Below are 21,272 nucleotides of genomic sequence, written 5' to 3' on the forward strand. Positions count from 1 at the left end.
TTACATGACGAAGAAGAAATAGACATCCAACGCCAGCAGCACCAGCCACAGACAAAGGTACAGCACCAGGTGCTCACGCACATTGTTGACGATAGCCGCCAGTATTCGGTTTAACATTTCAGCCGCCTGAAGAGAAGGACCCTTGATTATAGTCCTTTTCTCGGCGTCATTTATAGCGCGCCGCGCGTGAGGGGCGGGAAAGTGACGATAAAAAAGCCTGCGTTATCGCAGGCTTGAGGTTACACGGCCAACAGCGCCAGCGGCGTTGAATTCGCCGGCGTGCTCGGCGGGTAGAAATAGCGCAGCACGTTATACAGCGAGTAAAACTCCAGCCGGTTGCGCGCGTTGATCTTTTCCGTGATGTGACGCTTGTGCACATAGACCGTATGGGAGCTGATCTGCAGTTTTTTCGCAATGCGGTAGTTAGGCATCTCTGCCATCCAATACTTCATTACCGTCAGCTCCTGCGGGCTGAACAGGGAACGCTCTTCGCCGTCATCGGCCAGCGCCAGCGGATTCTCGCGCAGCGTGCGTAAGGTGAGCGGCAGAATGCTTTTATTGAACAGAAAAGCGTTATCGGCGATGCGCATTGGCGCTTCGCTGTAAGGGTAAGGTGTGTCGAGATAGATAAATAGCAAGGCGGACTGGCTGGCTTCCATAAAGGCCTGCAGTTGCGCGTCCGCTTCGTTATAGCGGCATTGGTTGCTGAGGTTCACCAGAATGTGGCTCGGCTGAAAGCTGGCCAACAGCGATGTAGCGTATTCAATGCTGTGGCAGCACTTGATCGTCGTGATCCCACTATCAGCAAAGTAGCTGGCTATACCGACCCGGGTGAAGCAGCATTCGTCCACGACAAGTAGTTTCATGGTGACGTCCTTGTTGAAAGCCGATGGAGCATATCTTCTGTAAAATAGGACTTACACTGCAAGTGTTCAATTCGGAAATTCAACTGCTGAATATAAGAAATTTCCGTTATCAGGATTTTTACTTGGTATTTAAAAGAGTTAGCAGGTTAACAAATTGTAACCGCCAAATTTCGCTGTCCAGTGCCTGAGGGGGACTTGGACAGCGAAATCCTTTGCTCAGCTAAATCGTTTCAGACCAAAGCTTGAGACGTCAACCGGCGGCGCTTTGTCCTGCGCGAACAGCGCGGCGATCTCGCCCAGAGCGCTGGCGAACTTGAAGCCGTGGCCGCTCAATCCGCTGATGACCATCAGGCGATCGCAATCCGGCAGGGTATCGATAATAAAGTCTTCGTCGGGGCTCATATCATAGCTGCAGGCTTCACCGTGTAAACATACGCCTACACCCGGCAAAAATTGCCGCAGGAAGGAGAAAACTTCCGTGCCGTCGCTGGCGTAGCTGCCGAAGGGTTTGCGCTGCTCGGGGGCATCCATCGGCTGGCCGCCGTCATGTTTGCCCACTTTCAGGCCGTCGTTATCCGCCGGAAAACCGTAATAGTGCGTGCCGTCTTGCGCTTCGACGGTAAAGGCCGGGAAACGATTGTTCACGCTGTAGCGGCCATCTGCCTGATGCCAGGAGAAGACTTTGCGCAGTGGCGCGATCGGCAGTTGCGGCAACAGCGCTTTGACCCAGGTGCCGGCGGTGATCACCGCTTTTCGCGCCGTGAAACGCCCTTCGCCGGTGATGACCTCAACGCCGCCATCGATGGGTTCTACCGCGTTGACCGGGCAGTTGAACAGCTGGCTGCAGCCGGCTTCTTTCGCCAGCTTGATCAGGCTGGTTATCGCCAGCTCGGCACGCAGGAACCCCGCGTCTGGCTCGAATACGCCGACATAGCCTTCCGGTGCTCGGAATTCTGGCCAGCGCTGATTGATCTGTTCGGCGCTGAGGGTTTGCGCGTTCAGGCGGAATTTTTGCGCGCTGAGCTGCGCATTGCGAATGAATTCGGAGTGCTGTGGCCCCAGGTTGAGCACGCCGCACGACTGGAACAGTTCCTCGCCGGATTGTTGAATCAGCGCATTCCACAGCGCCTGTGCGCGCAGCACCAGCGGCACGTACTTTTCGCCTTCGCCGTAAGCGTGACGGATAATGCGGGTATCGCCGTGATGGCTGCCGTTTCGGTGCGGAGGGATAGCGCTGTCGATCATCAGCACTTTCAAGCCGGCTCGCGTGGCATAATAGCCTGCCGCCGCGCCGACGGAACCGCTGCCCACCACAATCAAATCATATTCCACGTGCCAACCCTCTCTGATAGCGATTTCTTATGCCCCCATGATAAAAGGTTGGCGGACGCAATGCACTGATTGAACGGCGAAAGGCGAAGAAAAGGCGCCGGGAAAGGTCGCGGCGCCTTAGGGGGTAGGAGACGATGAATCAATGTTTTCTGCGATCAAGATCCTGGTAATCCGTAGCTTCAATCTTGGCGATGCCGGCCTCTAAAATATTGATTAATTGACGGGCGACATCTGTGGTCAGCCAAAGCGTTCGGTCTACTTGGGCTTCTTCGGGCGTTTGGTCTAGTGAAGACAGGTAATGAAGGCGTATCATCATGGCGTCGTAAACGTCGACAGTACTGATATCCCAACCGACAAGCGGGTGCGTCTGAATTACTTCATCATTTCTGTCCATAAAGACCCCTTATTGAGTAGTAACTACCGTGAGTGACTAACGAGGATCAATGCGGCTCATCATCATGAGAGCAATTACAGTATACGCATCCGCTTTCATCGGTGGAGGGGTTGTCACCTAAAATTGCAAAATAAATATTTATTTGAACAATTATTCTACAAATTCGGGTGCGAACGCGCGATGAGTAAAGCCTGTGGCGTTATTCCGCGCCGCCGGTGGGTGGGGCGGAGCCGTGCAGACATTTTTCCAGTTCTTCTGCCAAGTGCGCGAAATGTTTCTGCGTTTCGGTGTCGCGATTCTGGCTTTGCGATTCCAGCCTCAGGCTGTGGATCAGCCGTTGGTTGGCTTTGTCATCCAGGCTGAAGGCCAGGTAAGAGAAGGCCACTTCCAGTACGTTCAAGCGTCTTTTCTGATCGGCAATCAGCGCCAGCAATTCGCCAAACGTCATTGCGTCTTCGGATTTCACCTTGTCCGGGGCCATGCTTACTCCTTTGCGTTAAATACAGCGCTGAGGCGGATTTGGTTCCAGAGTAAGGGTAAGCGATGAATGGGCAGGGCGCCAGAAACAAAAAAGCCGGAGAGCGACCCCCGGCAAAAACAGCATTGCAGTGTTATTCTGCGCTGAACCATTCGTCCGCGCTTTCCCAGGTTTCCTGAAGGATTTCCTCAATCAGATCCCGGTCGATTTTGGCGCCCCCCAGCACGGAGAGCCCGTTGGCGCCGGCATAACGGACGTGCACGACGGCGTCTGGAAACTGGCGATTGACCCGTTTGCCCAGCTCGCCGGTCAGCGCCTCAATGGCGCCCGACGGCAGCGGCCGGGTTTTATCTATAGTGACTTCAACACGCATAATTGCCCCCGAAGCGATTTACTGTTTATTTATACAGTTAACCGTAAGCGAGGGCAAGAGGGCGAAGCAAAAATATCAGCCTTTCAGCGACCAGTTCAGGGTTTCGCCGGCCAGGAATGGGATCACGGATTCATTGCCCAGGGCGATCTCTTCCGGCTGGGTGGTCGGCACGCGCTGCAGTTCGATGAAATCTTCGTTGATCGGCAGGCCATAGAAGCGTGGGCCGTTGAGCGAGCAGAAGGCCTCGAAGTGCTCCAGCGCGCCGAGCTGTTCGAAGACGGCAGCGTAAGCCGGGATCGCATTCGGCGCATTGAAGCAGCCGGCGCAGCCGCAGCTGGACTCTTTGCGATGCTTGAGGTGCGGCGCCGAGTCGGTGCCGAGGAAGAAACGGTCCGAGCCGCTGGCCACCGCCTGACGCAGCGCTTCCTGATGGACGTTGCGCTTGAGGATCGGCAGGCAGAACAGGTGTGGCCGAATGCCGCCGACCAGCATGTGGTTGCGGTTGAACATCAGGTGCTGCGGGGTGATGGTGGCGCCGAGGAAACGGTTGCCTGCCTGCACGTACTGCGCCGCTTCTTTGGTGGTGATGTGTTCGAAGACGATTTTCAGTTCCGGGAAGTGACGGCGGATAGGCTCCATCACCTGTTCGATAAAGCGCGCCTCGCGGTCGAAAATATCGACGGCAGGATCGGTCACTTCACCGTGGATCAGCAGCGGCATGCCGATTTTTTGCATTTGCTCGAACAGCGGGTAAATGCCGGTCACGTCGCTGACGCCGTGGCTGGAGTTGGTGGTGGCGTTGGCCGGATACAGCTTGGCGGCGGTAAACACCCCTTGCTCGAAACCGCTGACCAGTTCACTGGCCGCCAGAGAGTTGGTCAGGTAACAGGTCATCAGCGGAGTGAAGTTGTGACCCTGCGGCACCGCCGCCAGAATCCGATCGCGGTAGGCGCGCGCGGCGGCCACGGTAGTCACGGGCGGAACCAGGTTCGGCATCACGATCGCCCGGCCAAATACCTGGCTGGTATAGGGCACCACCGTTTTCAGCATCTCATCGTCACGCAGGTGGATATGCCAGTCGTCTGGGCGGCGGATTTTCAGAACTTGAGGTTGTGCGGTCATCTAGCTAGGCTCCGGCGGTCAAATACGTCTAATGAAAAGCGAATAATGGGTTTATTCACGCCGGGGTGTAAGGATAAGCGGAAAGTGCCGCAGATGCATCTGTTTGTTGGCGACAAGTTGAAATCAACGGCGCAGCAGGCGCATAGTGACAATGATTTCAACGATGCCGACGCCAATACCGTCGACTTTCATCAAGTGGAAAGGGAGAAAACAATGGAAGTACGCGTTATCGCCACCCTGCAAGCGAAAGCGGGATTTGAGGCCGCAGTCAGTGAAGCGGTGCACGACATTCTCGAGCCGAGCCGCCAGGAGCTGGGCAACCTGCAATATGATTTGCATCGCGATCTGGAAAAACCGGGCACCTTCGTGTTCTTTGAGCGTTGGGCCAGCAGCGAAGCGCTGGATAAGCATAATGAGACGGCGCATTTTCAGCAGTTCGTCAGTCGACTTGACGGCAAGTTAGATGTTCTGGACATCAAAAAACTGAAAAAGATCGCCTGAGCTTTTTGCAGGCAAGAAAAAACCCGCCGTCGGCGGGTTTTTTTAGGTGTGCAGATTAACTTATTCGTTAACCGGCTGCGGCTTGGTGGCCGGCGCGGTGGCCTGGCTCACTGCCGAGTGACCACCGGCTGAACCTTTGCCTTCAAAGTTGAAGGAAGGGCGCTGCCAGTCGCTGTGCTTGCGTTCTTCCGGCACATAGGCCGGCGCAGGCGCTTTGGTCATCGGTGCAGTGGCGATGTGTTTGTACAGCGCGTCCTGCACGGCTTTCACCGGTGCCGGCTGCTGAGCAACCGCAGGCGCAGGTTCGGCGGCCGTTGGTTCCGGCGCTTTTTCTACCGGAGCGGCTGCCGCTGCAGGTGCGGCTTCTACCACTGGCGCTTCTTCCGTAGGTGCGGCTTCTACCGGTGCAGTTTCGACCACAGGCTCGTCTTCCGCTGGCTTAGCTTCAACCACTGGCTCTGCCGCAACGGTTTCAGCTACCGGCTCAACTTCCACTGCAGGGGCAGTCTCTTCCGCTTTCGGTTCTTCAACCGCAACCGTTGCCGGGGCGGTTTCCACCGGCGCCGGAGTTTCCTCGGCCGGGGTGGCAACAACCGGCGCTACGACTGCCGCTTCTTCCGTTACGGTGACGGCGGCAGTTTCAACGGCGGCTTCTGGTGCCGGTTCGTTGACGCTGGCCGCGGCCTGAGTTTCTTCCACGGCAACGCTGTGCTGTTCAACCGCTGCGGCGACAACCGGCGCCTGCTCTACGGCTTCGGTTTGCACTTCGGCTTCTTCAACCTGAGCGACCGGGTAGCTTACCCAGACTTTGCCTGATGCCATTTCCGGAGAAGCGAACGCGCCCACCAACGGCATTGGGGATTGCAGAGGGTAACGCTCGTCGCGGTAACGACGGCGACGCTGGCCGCTGACGCGCAGGTGACGCGGTGAACGACGGGAACGACGCGGCATGCCTTCGCCGTTGCCGCGGTTTTCGCCCTGGGCATCGTCTTCCGCCTGAGCGGCAACGGTTTCCGGCAGCAGCTTCACGCTGTCGTCGGCGGTTGGCTGCGCATCTTCGGCTTTCGCTACCGGCGCTTTCGGCGCCAACAGCTCTTCCGCTGCGCGCTGCAGCTCTTCTTCCGCGGACAGGATGCGCACTTTCTGCGTCAGAGGGCGGCGCTGACGGCGCTGCATGTTCTGCTGCTGGCGTTCTTCCTGCTCTTCGTCGGTGCTCTCGACCGCGTCAACGCTTTCCAGCGCTTTCACTTCCTGCTGAGCCTGACGTTTCTCTTCCTGACGACGACGCTGGCGTTCAGCACGCTGTTCACGGCGCTGCTGCTGATCTTCGCGCGGCGCTTTAGCGCTTTCTTCCGAGGCAGTTTCCTCCGCTACCGGCGCGTTCTGCTGCTGGTTGCGGCGGTTACGGCGCTGCTCATCGCGGGATTCACGCGATTCACGGCCTTCACGGTTCTCACGCGGTTCACGGTTGTCGCGTTCGCGATTGTCACGGCCTTCACCGCGCTCTTTACGTTCGCCGCGTTCCGGACGATCGCCACGGTCGCTACGCTCACCGCGCTCTTTACGGCCGGTGCCTTGACGGCGCTGACCGCGACGATCCTGACGACGGTTTTCACCGTTGCCTTCCGCCTTCGGCGTTTCGGCCGGTTTGGCTTCTTCGACGGCAGGTTGCTCTTCACCGGCGAACAGGCTCTTCAAACCACCGAACAGGCGGCCCAGGAAGCCCGGCTTGGCGGCGGCCGGCGCTGCGGCTTTAGCCTTGGCGGCTGCAGCGACAGGTTTGGCAACGGCGACGGGTTCTTCAGCCGGCGGCGGCACATCGGCGGACAGGGAGAAGGAAGCCAGGGCCGGTTGCTCCGGACGCTTGCGTTCCATCGGCGCATCTTCCAGCGGACGCTCCATGTCTTCTTCGTGCAGTTTCGGCAGCAGGTAGCTGAGGGTAGATGTTTCCTCGCCCTTGCGTACGCGCAGCACCGAGTAGTGCGGGGTTTGCATTTCATCGTTCGGCACGATGACGGCTTTCACGCCACCCTGACGTTTTTCGATCGCGCTGACGGATTCACGCTTTTCGTTCAGCAGGTACGAAGCGACCTGAACCGGTACGATAGCGTGAACTTCTTTGGTGTTTTCCTTCAGCGCTTCTTCTTCGATCAGGCGCAGGATGGACAGCGCCAGCGATTCGTTGTCGCGGATGGTGCCGGTGCCGTTACAGCGTGGGCACACGTGGTGGCTGGATTCACCCAGCGACGGGCTGAGGCGCTGACGCGACATTTCCAGCAGGCCGAAACGGGAGATGCGGCCGATTTGGATGCGCGCGCGGTCTTGACGCACGGCGTCGCGCAAGCGGTTTTCCACTTCGCGCTGGTGGCGCACCGGCGTCATGTCGATGAAGTCGATGACGATCAGGCCGCCGAGATCGCGCAGGCGCAGCTGGCGAGCGATTTCGTCCGCCGCTTCCAGGTTGGTGTTGAACGCCGTCTCTTCGATATCGCCGCCGCGGGTTGCGCGTGCGGAGTTGATGTCGATGGCGGTCAGCGCTTCGGTGCTGTCGATGACGATCGAGCCGCCGGACGGCAGGCGCACTTCGCGCTGGAAGGCGGATTCGATCTGCGATTCGATCTGATAGTGGCTGAACAGAGGAATTTCACCGCTGTACAGTTTGATTTTGCTGCTGAAATCCGGGCGGCCCAGCGCGGCGATATGCTCTTTGGCCAGATCGAGAATTTTCGGGTTGTCGATCAGGATTTCGCCGATGTCCGGGCGCAGGTAATCGCGGAAGGCGCGCACGATAACGTTGCTTTCCTGGTGGATCAGGAACGGCGCAGGGCGGCCTTCGGCGGCTTTTTTAATCGCTTCCCAGTGCTTCAGGCGGAAGGAGAGATCCCACTGCAGCGCGTCGGCGGATTTGCCTACGCCCGCGGTGCGAACGATCAGGCCCATGCCGTCCGGCAGTTGCAGCGAAGAGAGCGCTTCTTTCAGCTCGGTGCGATCGTCACCCTCGATGCGGCGAGAAATACCGCCGGCGCGCGGGTTGTTCGGCATCAGCACCAGATAGCTGCCCGCCAGGCTGATGAAGGTGGTCAAGGCGGCGCCTTTGTTGCCACGTTCTTCTTTATCTACCTGAACGATGACTTCCTGGCCTTCGCGCAGGACATCTTTGATGTTCGGGCGGCCATGGGAAGAGTAATTGCTAGGAAAGTATTCGCGGGCGATTTCTTTAAGAGGGAGGAAACCATGTCGTTCTGCGCCGTAGTCCACGAACGCTGCTTCAAGACTTGGTTCAATGCGGGTGATTTTGCCTTTGTAAATATTCGCTTTTTTCTGCTCATGACCCGGACTTTCGATATCCAAATCATACAGCCGCTGTCCATCTACGAGGGCAACACGCAACTCTTCCTGCTGAGTTGCGTTAATCAACATTCTTTTCATCTTAACTTACTCGTTATTTTTACATTATCGACAAAGCTGCGGGCAAAATAACCTCATGGCCGGAGTTAAACCGAAAGCCCCGTGTCTTCTCGCAAAGCCGTCAACCTCACGGTTGTCGCCTGCATAGGGGCGCATTATCTCGGTAAGCCTGCTTTTCTTTGTGAAAGACAGCACTTTTACTAGGGGAATAGCCTCTGATTTACGTCGACAGATCTGATTCCATTTGCCGGCCAAGCTGCAACCCGCAGCCCGCTAATTGTTTGATTTCGCATTACGTCTTACGCCATTGCTGCGTTTTTGCGCGATCAGACAAATTTTATAATTCCACCGTTTTCCCTGTTTAACGAGAATCAACGCGGAAAGTGACTGCATTATTCCACTGCTGATGCCGTTATAGCAAGGTGACTTTTCCTTAACTGCGGAAGAAATCGCAAACGTTCAAATCGGCTTGCTGCCTTATTGTCCGCTGGGGTTTCGCCCGCCGTCAGAGAGACAGTTAAGCACAGAAAAAGATGTGGCGCTATTCACGCGCTCTATTTAGAATCCCGCACCATGAAAACGAACAATCCAGCAGTACAATTCATCACGATTTCCGACGACGAAGCCGGTCAGAGAATCGACAACTTTCTGCTCGCTCGCCTGAAAGGCGTGCCGAAGAGCATGATTTATCGCATCGTGCGCAAAGGCGAGGTGCGGGTTAATAAAGGGCGCATCAAGGTCGAATACAAATTGGCGGCCGGCGACGTGGTGCGCGTGCCGCCGGTGCGCGTGGCCGAGCGCGAAGAGGCGCCGGTGTCGGCGAAGCTGGATAAGGTGGCGGCGCTGGCCGACTGCATTCTGTATGAAGATGACCACCTGCTGATCCTCAACAAGCCTTCCGGCACCGCGGTGCACGGCGGCAGCGGCCTGAGCTTCGGCGTGATTGAAGGGCTGCGGGCGCTGCGCCCTGAGGCCCGTTTCCTGGAGCTGGTGCATCGGCTCGATCGCGATACCTCCGGCGTGCTGTTGGTTGCCAAGAAGCGTTCCGCGCTGCGTTCGCTGCATGAGCAACTGCGGCTGAAGGGCATGCAGAAGGATTATCTGGCGCTGGTGCGCGGCCAGTGGCAGTCCCACTGCAAGGCCGTACAGGCGCCGCTGCTGAAAAACATTCTGCAAAGCGGCGAACGTATCGTGCGCGTCAACAGCGAAGGCAAGCCTTCGGAAACCCGCTTCAAGGTGGAGGAGCGTTACGAATTCGCCACCCTGGTGAAGGCCAGCCCAATCACCGGGCGTACCCACCAGATCCGCGTGCACACCCTGCATGCCGGGCATCCGATCGCCTTTGACGATCGCTACGGCGACCGCGAGTTCGATCGTCAACTGGCGGGTACCGGCCTGAAGCGTCTGTTCCTGCACGCCGCGGCGCTGCGCTTCGAGCATCCGGCCACCGGCGAAACGATGCGTATCGAAGCGCCGATGGACGAAGAACTGCGTCACTGCCTGCAAGTGCTGCGCCGGCAGGCCGCCAAATAATCCGCGTCACACCAGCGGGTTGATGCCTTCAGCCCGCAACATCTCCAACAGCGCGATCAACGGCAGGCCGACCAGGGCGTTCGGATCCCGGCCTTCCAGTCTGTCGAACAACGCGATCCCCAACCCCTCGCTCTTGAAACTGCCCGCGCAGTTCAGCGGTTGCTCCAGACGCACATAGGCGGCGATCTCCGCTTCGCTCAGCGCGCGAAAATGCACGTGGAACGGCTCGCACAGGGCCTGCAGCTGCTTGCTACGGCCGTTGTATAGCGCCAGGCCGGTATAGAAGGTCACGGCCTGGCCGCTTGCCTGGCGCAGCTGCGCGCGGGCGTTTTCCTCGGTATGGGGCTTGCCGGTGATGCTGCCATCGATCACGCAGACCTGATCGGAACCGATGATCAGATGCTCGGGGTAGGCGAGGGCCAGCGCCTGAGCCTTCGCTGCCGCCAGGCGCAGCACCAGCGCTTCCGCGCCTTCGCCCGGCAGCGGGGTTTCATCCACCTCCGGCGCGGCGCAGTCGAACGGCAGCTGCAGTTTCTCCAGCAGCATTTTTCGATAGGGAGAGGTGGAGGCTAAAAGCAATCTCTGCATAATTTTTTCGCAAACCGTAGCGTAAATGGGTACGGCATTTTAAACTGTCGGCCGCTGTGGAAGCGAATATTGGTGAAAGGAGCCGTTTTACGGCCTTTTTCTTTGACTCTATGTCGTTACAAAGTTAATATGCGCGCCCTATGCAAAAGGTAAAATTACCCTTGACCATTGATGCGGTACGTACCGCTCAGAAACGCCTGGACTATGCTGGTGTCTACGCGCCTGAGCAGGTTACTCGTGTTGCCGACTCCGTGGTCAGTGTGGACAGTGATGTTGAGGTGTCGTTGTCGTTTAATATCGACAATCAACGCCTCGCGGTGATAACAGGGCATGCGGACGTCACGGTAACGTTGATGTGCCAACGCTGTGGAGTCCCGTTCGAACATCAGGTTCACACAACATATTGTTTTAGCCCGGTCGTCAATGATGAGCAGGCTGAGGCATTACCGGAAGCGTACGAACCGATCGAAGTTGACGAGTTTGGCGAAGTCGATCTGTTGGCAATGATTGAAGACGAAATTATTCTTTCACTGCCTGTCGTTCCGGTACATGAATCTGAACACTGTGAAGTGTCCGAAGCGGACATGGTATTTGGCCAACTGCCTCCCGAGGCGGAGAAACCGAATCCGTTTGCCGTATTAGCCAGTTTAAAGCGTAAGTAATTGAGGAGTAAGGTCCATGGCCGTACAACAGAATAAACCAACCCGTTCCAAGCGTGGCATGCGTCGTTCTCACGATGCTCTGACCACGACTACTCTGTCTGTAGACAAAGTATCCGGTGAAACTCACCGTCGTCACCACATCACTGCCGACGGTTTCTACCGCGGTCGCAAGGTTATCGGCTAAGTAGCGATACCTTGACTCGTCTAACCCTGGCGTTAGATGCAATGGGCGGGGACTTCGGTCCCTGCGTCACAGTGCCTGCTTCGTTGCAGGCACTGGCCTCTAATTTACAGCTTCATCTCTTGCTGGTCGGTAATCCCGACGCCATCTCCCCTTTGCTTGCCCACGCCGATCCGGTTCTTCTGGAGCGTCTGCAAGTCGTGCCCGCCGAGTCTGTGATCGCCGGCGACGCCAAACCTTCACAAGCGATACGCGCCAGCCGCGGCACGTCGATGCGCATTGCGCTCGAACAGCTCAGCAGCGGCAACGCGCAGGGCTGCGTCAGCGCCGGCAATACCGGCGCGCTGATGGGATTGGCGAAGCTGTTGGTCAAGCCGTTGGAGGGCATTGAGCGCCCGGCGCTGATGACGGTGATCCCGAACCAGCAGCGCAGCAAAACCGTGGTGCTGGATCTGGGTGCTAACGTCGAGTGCGACAGCACCATGCTGGTGCAGTTTGCCGTGATGGGCGCGGTGATGGCGGAAGAGGTGATCGGCATTGCGCAACCGCGGGTGGCGCTGCTGAATATCGGCGAAGAAGAGACCAAAGGCCTGGATAATATCCGCGAAGCGGCCGCTGTGCTAAAAAATACTCCGGCAATCAACTATATTGGTTACCTGGAAGGAAACGAACTGCTCACCGGCAAGACAGATGTGTTGGTCTGCGACGGCTTCGTGGGCAACGTCACGCTGAAAACCATGGAAGGGGTGGTCAGGGTGTTCTTATCGCTGCTGAAATCGTCCGGCGATGGAAACAAGCGAGCCTGGTGGCTGAAATTGTTGGGCCGTTGGTTGCAAAAACGGGTGGTCAAGCGGTTCGGCCACCTGAACCCCGACCAGTATAATGGCGCATGTCTGTTAGGATTGCGCAGCACCGTAGTCAAGAGCCACGGCGCTGCGAACCCTCACGCGTTTGCAGTCGCAATCGAACAGGCTGTGCAGGCGGTGCAGCGGCAAGTCCCGGAAAGGATTGCTGCGCGCCTTGAGGCTGTATTACCTAAGAGTGACTGATCGTACATGTATACAAAGATTCTCGGTACGGGGAGTTATTTGCCCGTACAAGTGCGCACCAATGCTGATTTGGAAAAAATGGTGGATACCTCTGACGAGTGGATCGTCACGCGTACCGGTATTCGCGAACGTCGCATCGCCGCTGCGGATGAAACCGTCGCGACGATGAGCTTCCAGGCCGCTGAGAAAGCGCTGGAAATGGCAGGTGTGGCTAAAGAAGACATTGGGCTTATCGTCGTGGCGACCACCACGACGACTCACGCGTTCCCGAGTGCGGCGTGCCTGGTGCAGCAAATGTTGGGCATCAAAGACTGCGCGGCGTTCGATCTGGCTGCGGCCTGCGCCGGCTTTACTTATGCGCTCAGCGTGGCCGATCAGTACGTGAAAAACGGCGCGGTCAAACATGCGCTGGTTATCGGCGCGGACGTCTTGTCGCGCACGCTGGATCCTGAAGATCGCGGCACCATCATTCTGTTTGGTGATGGCGCAGGGGCGGTGGTGCTGGGGGCTTCTGAAGAGCAGGGCATTCTGTCTACCCACCTGCATGCCGACGGCAGCTACGGCAGCCTGCTGACGCTGCCTTACAAGGATCGTCAGAATCAAGACAAGCCGGCCTATGTCACCATGGCGGGCAATGAAGTCTTCAAGGTTGCGGTCACCGAACTGGCGCGCATCGTCGATGAGACGTTGCAGGCCAACAACATGGACCGCAGCGAGCTGGATTGGCTGGTGCCGCACCAGGCCAACCTGCGCATCATCAGCGCAACGGCGAAAAAACTGGGCATGGGGATGGACAAAGTGGTGGTGACGCTCGATCGTCACGGCAACACCTCTGCCGCCTCGGTGCCTTCCGCACTGGACGAAGCCGTGCGAGACGGGCGAATTCAGCGTGGCCAGCTGGTGCTGCTGGAAGCCTTCGGCGGCGGCTTTACCTGGGGCTCGGCGCTGGTTCGTTTCTGATTTGAACAGGAATAAAAAATGACGCAATTTGCTTTTGTTTTCCCGGGCCAGGGGTCACAGGCCGTTGGCATGCTGGCCGAATTGGCCGCACAGTTCCCGATCGTCGAAGAGACTTTCGGCGAGGCCTCTTCCGCGCTGGGTTACGATCTGTGGCAGCTGGTGCAGCAAGGCCCGGCGGAAGAGCTGAACAAGACCTGGCAGACCCAACCGGCTCTGCTGGCGGCTTCCGTGGCGATTTTCCGCGTGTGGCAGCAGCAGGGCGGTAAAGCGCCCGCATTGATGGCTGGCCACAGCCTGGGCGAATACTCGGCGCTGGTCTGCGCCGGCGTGCTGGACTTCAAGGCGGCGATCCGCCTGGTCGAGCTGCGCGGCAAGCTGATGCAGGAAGCGGTGCCGGAAGGCACCGGCGCTATGTACGCCATCATCGGCCTGGACAACGACGCGATCGCCAAGGCGTGCGAAGAGTCCGCGCAGGGACAGGTGGTTTCTCCGGTCAACTTCAACTCGCCGGGCCAGGTGGTTATCGCCGGCAATAAAGAAGCGGTTGAACGTGCAGGCGCCGCCTGTAAAGCGGCGGGCGCCAAACGTGCACTGCCGCTGCCGGTGAGCGTGCCTTCGCACTGCGCGCTGATGAAACCGGCCGCCGACAAGTTGGCCGTGGCGCTGAAGGACATCACCTTTAACGCGCCGCAGGTGCCGGTGGTGAACAACGTCGACGTACGCACCGAAAACGATCCTGAAGCGATCCGCAGTGCGCTGGTGCGTCAGCTGTACAGCCCGGTGCGTTGGACCGAGAGCGTAGAATTTATCGCAGCACAGGGAGTGACGTCGCTGCTGGAAGTGGGGCCGGGCAAAGTGCTGACCGGTCTCACTAAACGTATTGTTGACACCCTGACGGCTGCGGCGGTGAACGACACCGCCAGCCTGTCGGCGGCGCTTGAACAATAAAGAGGAAAATGATGAGCTTCGAAGGTAAAATCGTTCTGGTCACCGGCGCGAGCCGCGGTATTGGCCGAGCTATTGCAGAAACGTTTGTGGCCCGCGGCGCCAAAGTGATCGGCACCGCGACCAGCGAGAGCGGCGCTGAAGCGATCAGCGGCTACCTGGGCGCAAACGGCAAAGGGTTTATGTTGAACGTTGTTGATGCGCAATCTATCGACAGCGTGCTGGCATCGATTCGCGCCGAATTTGGCGAAATCGACATTTTAGTGAATAATGCCGGCATTACGCGTGATAACCTGCTGATGCGTATGAAGGATGATGAGTGGGAGGATATCCTCGACACTAACCTGACTTCCGTATTCCGCCTGTCAAAAGCGGTAATGCGCGCTATGATGAAAAAGCGGTTTGGCCGTATCATCACCATCGGTTCCGTTGTCGGCACCATGGGGAACGCAGGGCAGGCGAACTACGCGGCGGCTAAAGCCGGTCTGATTGGTTTTAGCAAATCTTTGGCACGTGAAGTTGCTTCTCGTGGCATTACGGTCAACGTCGTGGCACCTGGCTTTATTGAGACGGACATGACACGGGCGTTGACAGATGATCAACGCGCAGGCATTTTGTCATCAGTTCCAGCCAACCGGCTGGGCGATGCTAAAGAAATCGCCAGCGCTGTTGCATTTTTGGCCTCTGATGAGGCCGGCTATATCACCGGTGAAACGTTACATGTCAATGGCGGCATGTACATGATTTAAAAAATGTGAAAACCATTTGCGTTATTTGAGGCAAAAACCGCAAAATAGCGTAAAATCGTGGTTTGACCAGCCGGGATTTAGTTGCATCTTTTTCAGCATTTTATACACTACGAAAACCATCGCGAAAGCGAGTTTTGATAGGAAATTTAAGAGTATGAGCACTATCGAAGAACGCGTTAAGAAAATCATTGTTGAGCAACTGGGTGTTAAACAGGAAGAAGTTTTGAACAACGCTTCTTTCGTTGAAGATCTGGGCGCTGATTCTCTTGACACCGTTGAGCTGGTAATGGCACTGGAAGAAGAATTCGACACCGAGATTCCAGACGAAGAAGCTGAGAAGATCACTACTGTTCAGGCAGCTATTGATTTCATCAACGCTAGCCAGCAGTAAGAGAACATATCTAGGCGGTCGTTCGACCGCCTAAGTTTTTTCTATCCCTAGTGTCATATTTTTCCCTCCCTGGAGGACAAACGTGTCTAAGCGTCGAGTAGTTGTGACCGGACTGGGCATGTTGTCTCCTGTCGGCAATACGGTAGAGTCCACGTGGAACGCTCTTCTTGCCGGTCAGAGTGGCATCAGCCTGATCGACCATTTCGATACCACTGCCTATGCGACCAAGTTTGCTGGCCTGGTAAAGAATTTTAATTCTGAGGATTTCATCTCTCGCAAAGATGCGCGCAAGATGGACGCCTTTATCCAGTACGGTATCGCTGCCGGCATGCAAGCCATGCAGGATGCAGGTCTGGACATCACCGAGGCTAACGCCAGCCGCATTGGAGCCGCGATCGGTTCCGGCATCGGCGGCCTGGGTTTGATTGAAGAAAACCACAGTTCACTGGTTAACGGTGGCCCACGGAAAATCAGTCCGTTCTTCGTGCCTTCCACCATTGTGAATATGATTGCAGGTCACCTGACAATCATGTACGGCATGCGTGGCCCAAGCATTTCCATCGCCACCGCCTGTACTTCAGGTGTACACAACATCGGCCATGCCGCGCGTATCATTGCTTACAATGATGCGGATGTGATGCTGGCCGGTGGGGCAGAGAAAGCCAGCACCCCATTGGGCGTCGGCGGCTTTGGCGCAGCGCGCGCCCTGTCCACCCGTAATGACAACCCGCAGGCGGCGAGCCGTCCGTGGGATAAAGACCGCGACGGCTTCGTGCTGGGCGACGGCGCCGGCATGATGGTGCTGGAAGAGTACGAACACGCGAAAAAACGCGGCGCGAAAATCTACGCCGAAGTGGTTGGCTTTGGGATGAGCAGCGATGCTTATCACATGACGTCACCACCGGAAAACGGCGCTGGCGCTGCGTTGGCGATGGAAAATGCCCTGCTTGACGCTGGTGTGACCCCGTCACAAATCGGTTACATCAACGCACACGGCACCTCTACGCCAGCGGGCGACCAGGCGGAAGCGCAGGCGGTGAAATCCGTCTTCGGCGCTGATGCCCAGCGTGTGCTGGTGAGTTCGACCAAATCGATGACCGGCCACCTGTTGGGTGCGGCGGGCGCGATCGAGTCCATCTTTACCGTGCTGGCGCTGCGCGATCAGGCGGTACCGCCGACCATCAACCTGGATAACCCGGATGAAGGTTGCGATCTGGACTTCGTGCCTCACGAAGCGCGTCAGGTCAGCGATATGGAGTACACCCTGTGTAACTCCTTCGGCTTCGGCGGCACCAACGGCTCGCTGATCTTCCGCCGAGTGTAACTCGCGCGGTTATTCGCTGATGAAAAGCCCGGTTTTTTAACCGGGCTTTTTTACGCCTGGCGTCCGGCCGTCAGCAGGGCTGCGTATTGCCTCGCTGCCTGCTATTCTGCGAGCGTAATGAAATCACCCGGCAACAGGAGGAAGCATGTACTGGATTAACGGACAACGCCACGATGCGCTGGCGCCGAGCGATCGTGGCCTGCAGTTCGGCGACGGCTGCTTTACTACCGCCCGGGTTATCGACGGTAAAATCGAGCTGCTGCCCTGGCATCTGGAGCGGCTGCAGCAGGCGGCCCAACGGCTGATGCTGCCCGCCACCGATTGGCCGGCTTTCGAGCGCGAGATGGCGCAGGCGGCAGAATCAATTTCGCTCGGCGTGGTCAAAGCGATACTGACGCGCGGCAGCGGTGGACGAGGCTATAGCCCGACGGGGTGCGAAAACCCGACGCGCATCGTCGCCCGCAGCAGCTACCCTGCGCACTATTTGCAGTGGCGCGAGCAGGGCATCACGCTTGCGCTCAGCCCGGTGGCGCTGGCGCGCAATCCGCTGCTGGCGGGGTTGAAGCATTTGAACCGCCTGGAGCAGGTGCTGATCCGCACGCATCTTGACCAGACGGCCGCCGACGAGGCGCTGGTGCTTGACACTGCCGGTATGCTGGTGGAATGCTGTGCGGCTAATTTGTTCTGGCGTAAGGGAAAAGCGGTGTTTACCCCTGACCTGAGCCAGGCGGGCGTCGCGGGCCTGATGCGGCGACGGGTGATCGCGCTGCTGGCGGGATCGGAATACCGTCTGCACTGCGTCAGCGAGCCGCTGGAGACGCTGGCCGATGCCGACGAAGTCCTGGTGAGCAACGCGCTGATGCCGCTGCTGCCGGTAAACGTTGCTCAATCATGGCGTTATCATTCGCGCCAGCTGTATGATTTTTTGCGTCCACACTGTTAACCATGGCTGATTGATGAAGAAAAGAAAGCTGAAGGTCCTGTCTGTTATTGTTGTTCTGGCATTGGCGCTGCTGTTTTGGGGCTACCAGAAGATCGAACGCTTTGCCGATACGCCGCTGGCTATCCAGCAAGAGACTATCTTCAAACTGCCTGCCGGCACTGGCCGGGTGGCGCTGGAAGGGTTACTGGTGCGCGATAAACTGGTGCGCAGCGGCCACTGGTTCCAGTGGCTGCTGAAACTGGAACCGGAGCTGGCGGAGTTCAAGGCCGGAACCTACCGGTTCACGCCGGGCATGACGGTGCGCCAGATGCTGAAACTGTTGGCCAGCGGCAAAGAGGCGCAGTTCACCGCGCGCTTTATCGAAGGCTCACGCCTGCGTGACTGGCAGCAGGTGCTCCAGCAGTCCAAATACCTGAAACACACCCTGGCGGGCAAAAGTGACGCGGAGATCGCCGCCGCGCTCGGCATTGCTGCAGGAGAAACCCCGGAAGGGCGGCTGTACCCGGATACCTACCAGTATACCGCCGGCATGAGCGACATCGCGCTACTCAAACGCGCCCACGTCCGCATGAACAAAGCGCTGCAGGCCGCCTGGGACGGCCGCGACACCAGTCTGCCGTACAAAACGCCGGAAGAGCTGCTGACCATGGCATCGATCGTCGAGAAAGAGACCGCAGTGCCGGAAGAGCGCAGCAAGGTGGCGTCGGTGTTCGTCAACCGTTTGCGTCTCGGCATGCGTCTGCAGACCGATCCGACGGTGATCTACGGCATGGGCGAGAGCTATAATGGCAACATCACGCGCAAGGATCTGGAGACGCCGACGCCTTACAACACCTATGTGATCGCCGGCCTGCCGCCAACGCCGATCGCCATGCCGGGTGAGGCCTCGCTGCAAGCGGCTGCCAATCCGGCCAAAACGCCTTATCTCTATTTTGTCGCCGACGGCAAGGGTGGGCATACCTTCACCACCAATCTGGCGAGCCATAATCAGGCGGTGCGCGTGTACCGTCAGGCGTTAAAGGAAAAGAATGAAAAGTAAATTCGTTGTAATCGAAGGGCTGGAAGGCGCGGGCAAAACCACCGCGCGCGACACGGTAGTCAATGTGCTGCGTGAACATGGCATCAACGACATCGTCTTCACCCGTGAACCCGGCGGCACGCCGTTGGCGGAGAAGCTGCGCGACCTGTTCAAGCGCGGTATCGACGGCGAATTGCCGACCATCAAGGCCGAAGTCTTGATGCTGTACGCTGCGCGCGTGCAGTTGGTGGAAACCGTGATCAAACCCGCCCTGGCGCGCGGCGCCTGGGTGGTGGGCGATCGCCACGATCTCTCTTCACAAGCCTATCAGGGCGGCGGCCGTGGCGTGGATCCGCAGCTGATGACCTCGCTGCGCGACACCGTGCTGGGGGATTTTCACCCGGATCTGACGGTCTATCTCGATCTGCCTCCGCTGGTCGGCCTGCAACGCGCACAGGCGCGCGGTCAGTTGGATCGCATCGAGCAGGAGGCGCTGCCGTTCTTCGAACGCACCCGCGCTCGCTATCTCGAACTGGCGGCGCAGGACGAAACGATCGTCACCGTCGACGCCGCCGAGCCGCTGGAGCAGGTGACTGCGGCGATCCGCGACTGCGTCAGCCACTGGCTGCGGCAGCAGGAAGGCGCATAATGAACTGGTACCCGTGGCTGAATGGCCCTTATCGCCAGCTGATTAGGCAGTACGCCGACGGCCGTGGCCATCATGCGCTGCTGCTGCATGCGGCGGCGGGCAATGGTGACGATGCGTTGGCCTACGGCCTGAGCCGTTGGTTGATCTGCCAACAGCGCAACGGGGAAAAAAGCTGCGGCGAGTGCCACAGCTGCCGGTTGATGCTGGCGGGCAATCACCCGGATTATCACGTGTTGGCGCCGGAAAAGGGCAAGAGCAGCCTGGGCATCGAACCCATCCGCCAGGTGATTGAAACGCTGTACGCCCACGCGCAACAGGGCGGCGCCAAGGTGATTTGGCTGCCGCAGGCCGAACAGCTGACCGAGGCGGCGGCCAACGCGCTGTTGAAAACGCTGGAGGAGCCGCCGGAGAAAACCTATTTTCTGTTGGGTTGCCGTGAGCCGTCGCGGCTGATGGCGACGCTGCGCAGCCGCTGCCTGTACTGGCATTTGGCCAGCCCGGATGAGCAGCTCAGCCTGCAGTGGTTGGGCCGGCAGGCGGCGGGCTCTCAGACAGACCGAGTCACGGCGCTGCGCCTGCACGACGGCGCGCCCCTGGCCGCCGAGCAGTTGTTGCAACCGCAGCAGTGGCAACAGCGCGGCGCCCTGTGCGCCGCATTGAGCGCCGCGCTGCCGCAACACGATATGCTGTCGCTGTTGCCGGTGCTAAACCATGAAGACGTCGCCGAACGCCTGCATTGGCTGTGCGCGTTATTGGTGGACGCAATGAAGTGGCAACAGGGCGCGCATCACTATGTATTGAATCAGGATCAGCAGCCGCTGGTGCATCAGCTGGCCAGCCTGCTGAGCAGCTCCTCGCTGCAACAGATTGTGCAGCAGTGGCTGAACTGCCGTCACCAGCTGCTCAGCGTGGTGGGCGTCAACCGCGAGCTGCTGCTGACCGAACAGTTACTTCGCTGGGAACAGATGCTTGGCGCCGCCGGCTATTCCCAACCTCATTCGCTGTAAAGTATAAGAGTTAAAAATTATGTTGTTAGTCGATTCTCATTGCCACCTTGACGGTCTGGATTACCAAACGCTGCACCATAATGTGGACGACGCGCTGGCCAAGGCCAAGGCGCGCGACGTCGGCTATGTGCTGGCGGTCGCCACCACGTTGCCGGGTTACCGTTCCATGACCGAACTGATCGGCGAGCGCAACGATGTAGCTTTCTCCTGCGGGGTGCATCCGCTTAATCTGGAAGAGGGCTATGATTACGCCGAGCTGCGTCGCCTGGCGGCGGCGGAGCGGGTAGTGGCGCTGGGAGAGACCGGGCTCGATTACTTCTACCAGAAAGACAATCTTGAGCTGCAGCAGGACTCTTTCCGCGAACATATCCGCATTGGCCGTGATCTGAACAAGCCGGTGATCGTCCACACCCGCGAGGCGCGCGCGGACACGCTGGCGATCCTGCGTGAAGAGAACGCGCAAGACTGCGGCGGCGTGCTGCACTGCTTCACCGAAGATCTGGCCACGGCCGAAGCCTTGCTGGATCTGGGCTTCTACATCTCCTTCTCCGGCATCGTCACCTTCCGCAATGCCGAACAGCTGCGCGAAGTGGCACGCTACGTGCCGCTGGATCGCATGCTGGTGGAAACCGACTCGCCTTATCTGGCGCCGGTGCCGCATCGCGGCAAAGAAAACCAACCCGCCTATGTGCGTGATGTGGCTGAATACATGGCGGTATTGAAGGGCGTCAGCCTGGAACAGCTGGCCGAAGCGACCACCGCCAACTTTTCACGCTTATTTCACCTCGAACTGTGATCT

At 58.3% G+C, this 21,272-nt stretch carries 24 protein-coding genes; 15 read left to right on the forward strand and 9 right to left on the reverse strand.

The window, feature by feature from the left end; genetic code table 11:
- From ACP3TA_RS14990 to pyrC, 7 genes are all read right to left on the reverse strand, one after another.
- A complete protein-coding gene (locus ACP3TA_RS14990) occupies positions 1–117 on the reverse strand; it encodes a DUF2770 family protein (protein ID WP_004927822.1) in 117 nt (38 codons plus the stop codon).
- A 122-nt stretch (positions 118–239) separates the two neighbouring features.
- Entirely contained in the window at positions 240–866 is a 627-nt protein-coding gene (locus ACP3TA_RS14995; protein ID WP_033642674.1) for a LuxR C-terminal-related transcriptional regulator, read from the reverse strand.
- Positions 867–1,082: 216 nt separating this feature from the next.
- Entirely contained in the window at positions 1,083–2,198 is a 1,116-nt protein-coding gene (gene solA / locus ACP3TA_RS15000) for an N-methyl-L-tryptophan oxidase (RefSeq protein WP_047026296.1), read from the reverse strand.
- A gap of 139 nt (positions 2,199–2,337) precedes the next feature.
- Positions 2,338–2,592 carry a biofilm formation regulator BssS gene (gene bssS / locus ACP3TA_RS15005; protein ID WP_004927812.1) on the reverse strand — a complete coding sequence of 85 codons (255 nt, stop codon included), beginning with the start codon at positions 2,590–2,592 and terminating at the stop codon, positions 2,338–2,340.
- Between the two features lie 199 nt (positions 2,593–2,791).
- On the reverse strand, positions 2,792–3,073 hold the full coding sequence (locus ACP3TA_RS15010; RefSeq protein ID WP_033642676.1) for a hypothetical protein: 282 nt from the start codon (positions 3,071–3,073) through the stop codon (positions 2,792–2,794).
- A 130-nt stretch (positions 3,074–3,203) separates the two neighbouring features.
- Positions 3,204–3,443 (reverse strand): DNA damage-inducible protein I, encoded by a 240-nt coding sequence (dinI, locus tag ACP3TA_RS15015; RefSeq protein ID WP_033642677.1) that lies wholly within the window; start codon positions 3,441–3,443, stop codon positions 3,204–3,206.
- Positions 3,444–3,518: 75 nt separating this feature from the next.
- On the reverse strand, positions 3,519–4,565 hold the full coding sequence (gene pyrC / locus ACP3TA_RS15020) for a dihydroorotase (protein ID WP_033642678.1): 1,047 nt from the start codon (positions 4,563–4,565) through the stop codon (positions 3,519–3,521).
- A 213-nt stretch (positions 4,566–4,778) separates the two neighbouring features.
- On the opposite strand from pyrC, the gene ACP3TA_RS15025 reads away from it, so the two are divergent.
- Positions 4,779–5,066 carry a putative quinol monooxygenase gene (locus ACP3TA_RS15025; protein WP_025302406.1) on the forward strand — a complete coding sequence of 96 codons (288 nt, stop codon included), beginning with the start codon at positions 4,779–4,781 and terminating at the stop codon, positions 5,064–5,066.
- A gap of 60 nt (positions 5,067–5,126) precedes the next feature.
- On the opposite strand, the gene rne is transcribed toward ACP3TA_RS15025, so the two are convergent.
- A complete protein-coding gene (rne, locus tag ACP3TA_RS15030) occupies positions 5,127–8,495 on the reverse strand; it encodes a ribonuclease E (protein ID WP_033642679.1) in 3,369 nt (1,122 codons plus the stop codon).
- Between the two features lie 552 nt (positions 8,496–9,047).
- Between rne and rluC the strand changes: the two genes are divergently transcribed.
- Positions 9,048–10,007 carry a 23S rRNA pseudouridine(955/2504/2580) synthase RluC gene (gene rluC / locus ACP3TA_RS15035; RefSeq protein ID WP_004927787.1) on the forward strand — a complete coding sequence of 320 codons (960 nt, stop codon included), beginning with the start codon at positions 9,048–9,050 and terminating at the stop codon, positions 10,005–10,007.
- Positions 10,008–10,013: 6 nt separating this feature from the next.
- Here rluC and ACP3TA_RS15040 read toward each other — a convergent pair whose 3' ends face one another.
- Positions 10,014–10,595 (reverse strand): Maf family protein, encoded by a 582-nt coding sequence (locus tag ACP3TA_RS15040; RefSeq protein WP_033650741.1) that lies wholly within the window; start codon positions 10,593–10,595, stop codon positions 10,014–10,016.
- Positions 10,596–10,735: 140 nt separating this feature from the next.
- On the opposite strand from ACP3TA_RS15040, the gene yceD reads away from it, so the two are divergent.
- The 13 genes from yceD to ACP3TA_RS15105 all read left to right on the forward strand — a co-directional run bounded on the left by yceD (position 10,736) and on the right by ACP3TA_RS15105 (position 21,269).
- Positions 10,736–11,257 (forward strand): 23S rRNA accumulation protein YceD, encoded by a 522-nt coding sequence (gene yceD, locus ACP3TA_RS15045; RefSeq protein WP_004927780.1) that lies wholly within the window; start codon positions 10,736–10,738, stop codon positions 11,255–11,257.
- A 16-nt stretch (positions 11,258–11,273) separates the two neighbouring features.
- A complete protein-coding gene (gene rpmF / locus ACP3TA_RS15050) occupies positions 11,274–11,441 on the forward strand; it encodes a 50S ribosomal protein L32 (RefSeq protein WP_004927778.1) in 168 nt (55 codons plus the stop codon).
- Between the two features lie 11 nt (positions 11,442–11,452).
- The gene (gene plsX / locus ACP3TA_RS15055; protein WP_071841648.1) at positions 11,453–12,487 is read left to right on the forward strand and encodes a phosphate acyltransferase PlsX; all 1,035 of its coding nucleotides are present in this window, start codon (positions 11,453–11,455) and stop codon (positions 12,485–12,487) included.
- A gap of 6 nt (positions 12,488–12,493) precedes the next feature.
- A complete protein-coding gene (locus tag ACP3TA_RS15060; RefSeq protein WP_033642683.1) occupies positions 12,494–13,447 on the forward strand; it encodes a beta-ketoacyl-ACP synthase III in 954 nt (317 codons plus the stop codon).
- Between the two features lie 18 nt (positions 13,448–13,465).
- Positions 13,466–14,395, forward strand: a complete 930-nt coding sequence (gene fabD / locus ACP3TA_RS15065; RefSeq protein WP_033642684.1) for an ACP S-malonyltransferase — start codon at positions 13,466–13,468, stop codon at positions 14,393–14,395.
- Between the two features lie 11 nt (positions 14,396–14,406).
- A complete protein-coding gene (gene fabG, locus ACP3TA_RS15070; RefSeq protein ID WP_004928729.1) occupies positions 14,407–15,141 on the forward strand; it encodes a 3-oxoacyl-ACP reductase FabG in 735 nt (244 codons plus the stop codon).
- Between the two features lie 154 nt (positions 15,142–15,295).
- Positions 15,296–15,532 carry an acyl carrier protein gene (gene acpP / locus ACP3TA_RS15075; protein ID WP_004719003.1) on the forward strand — a complete coding sequence of 79 codons (237 nt, stop codon included), beginning with the start codon at positions 15,296–15,298 and terminating at the stop codon, positions 15,530–15,532.
- Positions 15,533–15,614: 82 nt separating this feature from the next.
- Positions 15,615–16,856 (forward strand): beta-ketoacyl-ACP synthase II, encoded by a 1,242-nt coding sequence (fabF, locus tag ACP3TA_RS15080; RefSeq protein ID WP_033642685.1) that lies wholly within the window; start codon positions 15,615–15,617, stop codon positions 16,854–16,856.
- A 145-nt stretch (positions 16,857–17,001) separates the two neighbouring features.
- Positions 17,002–17,799 (forward strand): aminodeoxychorismate lyase, encoded by a 798-nt coding sequence (pabC, locus tag ACP3TA_RS15085; RefSeq protein ID WP_206195939.1) that lies wholly within the window; start codon positions 17,002–17,004, stop codon positions 17,797–17,799.
- A gap of 13 nt (positions 17,800–17,812) precedes the next feature.
- On the forward strand, positions 17,813–18,838 hold the full coding sequence (mltG, locus tag ACP3TA_RS15090; RefSeq protein WP_046686857.1) for an endolytic transglycosylase MltG: 1,026 nt from the start codon (positions 17,813–17,815) through the stop codon (positions 18,836–18,838).
- Complete coding sequence (gene tmk, locus ACP3TA_RS15095) at positions 18,828–19,466, forward strand: dTMP kinase (RefSeq protein ID WP_060659665.1); 639 nt, start codon at positions 18,828–18,830, stop codon at positions 19,464–19,466. Before mltG ends, tmk begins: the two co-directional genes overlap by 11 nt.
- On the forward strand, positions 19,466–20,473 hold the full coding sequence (holB, locus tag ACP3TA_RS15100) for a DNA polymerase III subunit delta' (RefSeq protein WP_206195629.1): 1,008 nt from the start codon (positions 19,466–19,468) through the stop codon (positions 20,471–20,473). The genes tmk and holB overlap by 1 nt, the downstream gene beginning before the upstream one ends.
- 19 nt (positions 20,474–20,492) lie before the next feature.
- On the forward strand, positions 20,493–21,269 hold the full coding sequence (locus ACP3TA_RS15105) for a metal-dependent hydrolase (RefSeq protein ID WP_046686858.1): 777 nt from the start codon (positions 20,493–20,495) through the stop codon (positions 21,267–21,269).
- The last annotated feature ends 3 nt before the right edge of the window (positions 21,270–21,272 follow it).

Source organism: Serratia sp. 2C06, from assembly GCF_050037615.1.
Lineage (GTDB): Bacteria > Pseudomonadota > Gammaproteobacteria > Enterobacterales > Enterobacteriaceae > Serratia > Serratia ureilytica.

Excerpts from the sequence above, each read along its gene's own strand:
- ACP3TA_RS14990 (WP_004927822.1), bottom strand. The coding sequence starts at position 117 with ATGTTAAACCGAATACTGGCGGCTATCGTCAACAATGTGCGTGAGCAC.
- ACP3TA_RS14995 (WP_033642674.1), bottom strand. The coding sequence starts at position 866 with ATGAAACTACTTGTCGTGGACGAATGCTGCTTCACCCGGGTCGGTATA.
- bssS (WP_004927812.1), bottom strand. The coding sequence starts at position 2,592 with ATGGACAGAAATGATGAAGTAATTCAGACGCACCCGCTTGTCGGTTGG.
- ACP3TA_RS15010 (WP_033642676.1), bottom strand. The coding sequence starts at position 3,073 with ATGGCCCCGGACAAGGTGAAATCCGAAGACGCAATGACGTTTGGCGAA.
- dinI (WP_033642677.1), bottom strand. The coding sequence starts at position 3,443 with ATGCGTGTTGAAGTCACTATAGATAAAACCCGGCCGCTGCCGTCGGGC.
- pyrC (WP_033642678.1), bottom strand. The coding sequence starts at position 4,565 with ATGACCGCACAACCTCAAGTTCTGAAAATCCGCCGCCCAGACGACTGG.
- ACP3TA_RS15025 (WP_025302406.1), top strand. The coding sequence starts at position 4,779 with ATGGAAGTACGCGTTATCGCCACCCTGCAAGCGAAAGCGGGATTTGAG.
- rne (WP_033642679.1), bottom strand. The coding sequence starts at position 8,495 with ATGAAAAGAATGTTGATTAACGCAACTCAGCAGGAAGAGTTGCGTGTT.
- rluC (WP_004927787.1), top strand. The coding sequence starts at position 9,048 with ATGAAAACGAACAATCCAGCAGTACAATTCATCACGATTTCCGACGAC.
- ACP3TA_RS15040 (WP_033650741.1), bottom strand. The coding sequence starts at position 10,595 with ATGCAGAGATTGCTTTTAGCCTCCACCTCTCCCTATCGAAAAATGCTG.
- yceD (WP_004927780.1), top strand. The coding sequence starts at position 10,736 with ATGCAAAAGGTAAAATTACCCTTGACCATTGATGCGGTACGTACCGCT.
- rpmF (WP_004927778.1), top strand. The coding sequence starts at position 11,274 with ATGGCCGTACAACAGAATAAACCAACCCGTTCCAAGCGTGGCATGCGT.
- ACP3TA_RS15060 (WP_033642683.1), top strand. The coding sequence starts at position 12,494 with ATGTATACAAAGATTCTCGGTACGGGGAGTTATTTGCCCGTACAAGTG.
- fabD (WP_033642684.1), top strand. The coding sequence starts at position 13,466 with ATGACGCAATTTGCTTTTGTTTTCCCGGGCCAGGGGTCACAGGCCGTT.
- fabG (WP_004928729.1), top strand. The coding sequence starts at position 14,407 with ATGAGCTTCGAAGGTAAAATCGTTCTGGTCACCGGCGCGAGCCGCGGT.
- acpP (WP_004719003.1), top strand. The coding sequence starts at position 15,296 with ATGAGCACTATCGAAGAACGCGTTAAGAAAATCATTGTTGAGCAACTG.
- pabC (WP_206195939.1), top strand. The coding sequence starts at position 17,002 with ATGTACTGGATTAACGGACAACGCCACGATGCGCTGGCGCCGAGCGAT.
- mltG (WP_046686857.1), top strand. The coding sequence starts at position 17,813 with ATGAAGAAAAGAAAGCTGAAGGTCCTGTCTGTTATTGTTGTTCTGGCA.
- tmk (WP_060659665.1), top strand. The coding sequence starts at position 18,828 with ATGAAAAGTAAATTCGTTGTAATCGAAGGGCTGGAAGGCGCGGGCAAA.
- holB (WP_206195629.1), top strand. The coding sequence starts at position 19,466 with ATGAACTGGTACCCGTGGCTGAATGGCCCTTATCGCCAGCTGATTAGG.
- ACP3TA_RS15105 (WP_046686858.1), top strand. The coding sequence starts at position 20,493 with ATGTTGTTAGTCGATTCTCATTGCCACCTTGACGGTCTGGATTACCAA.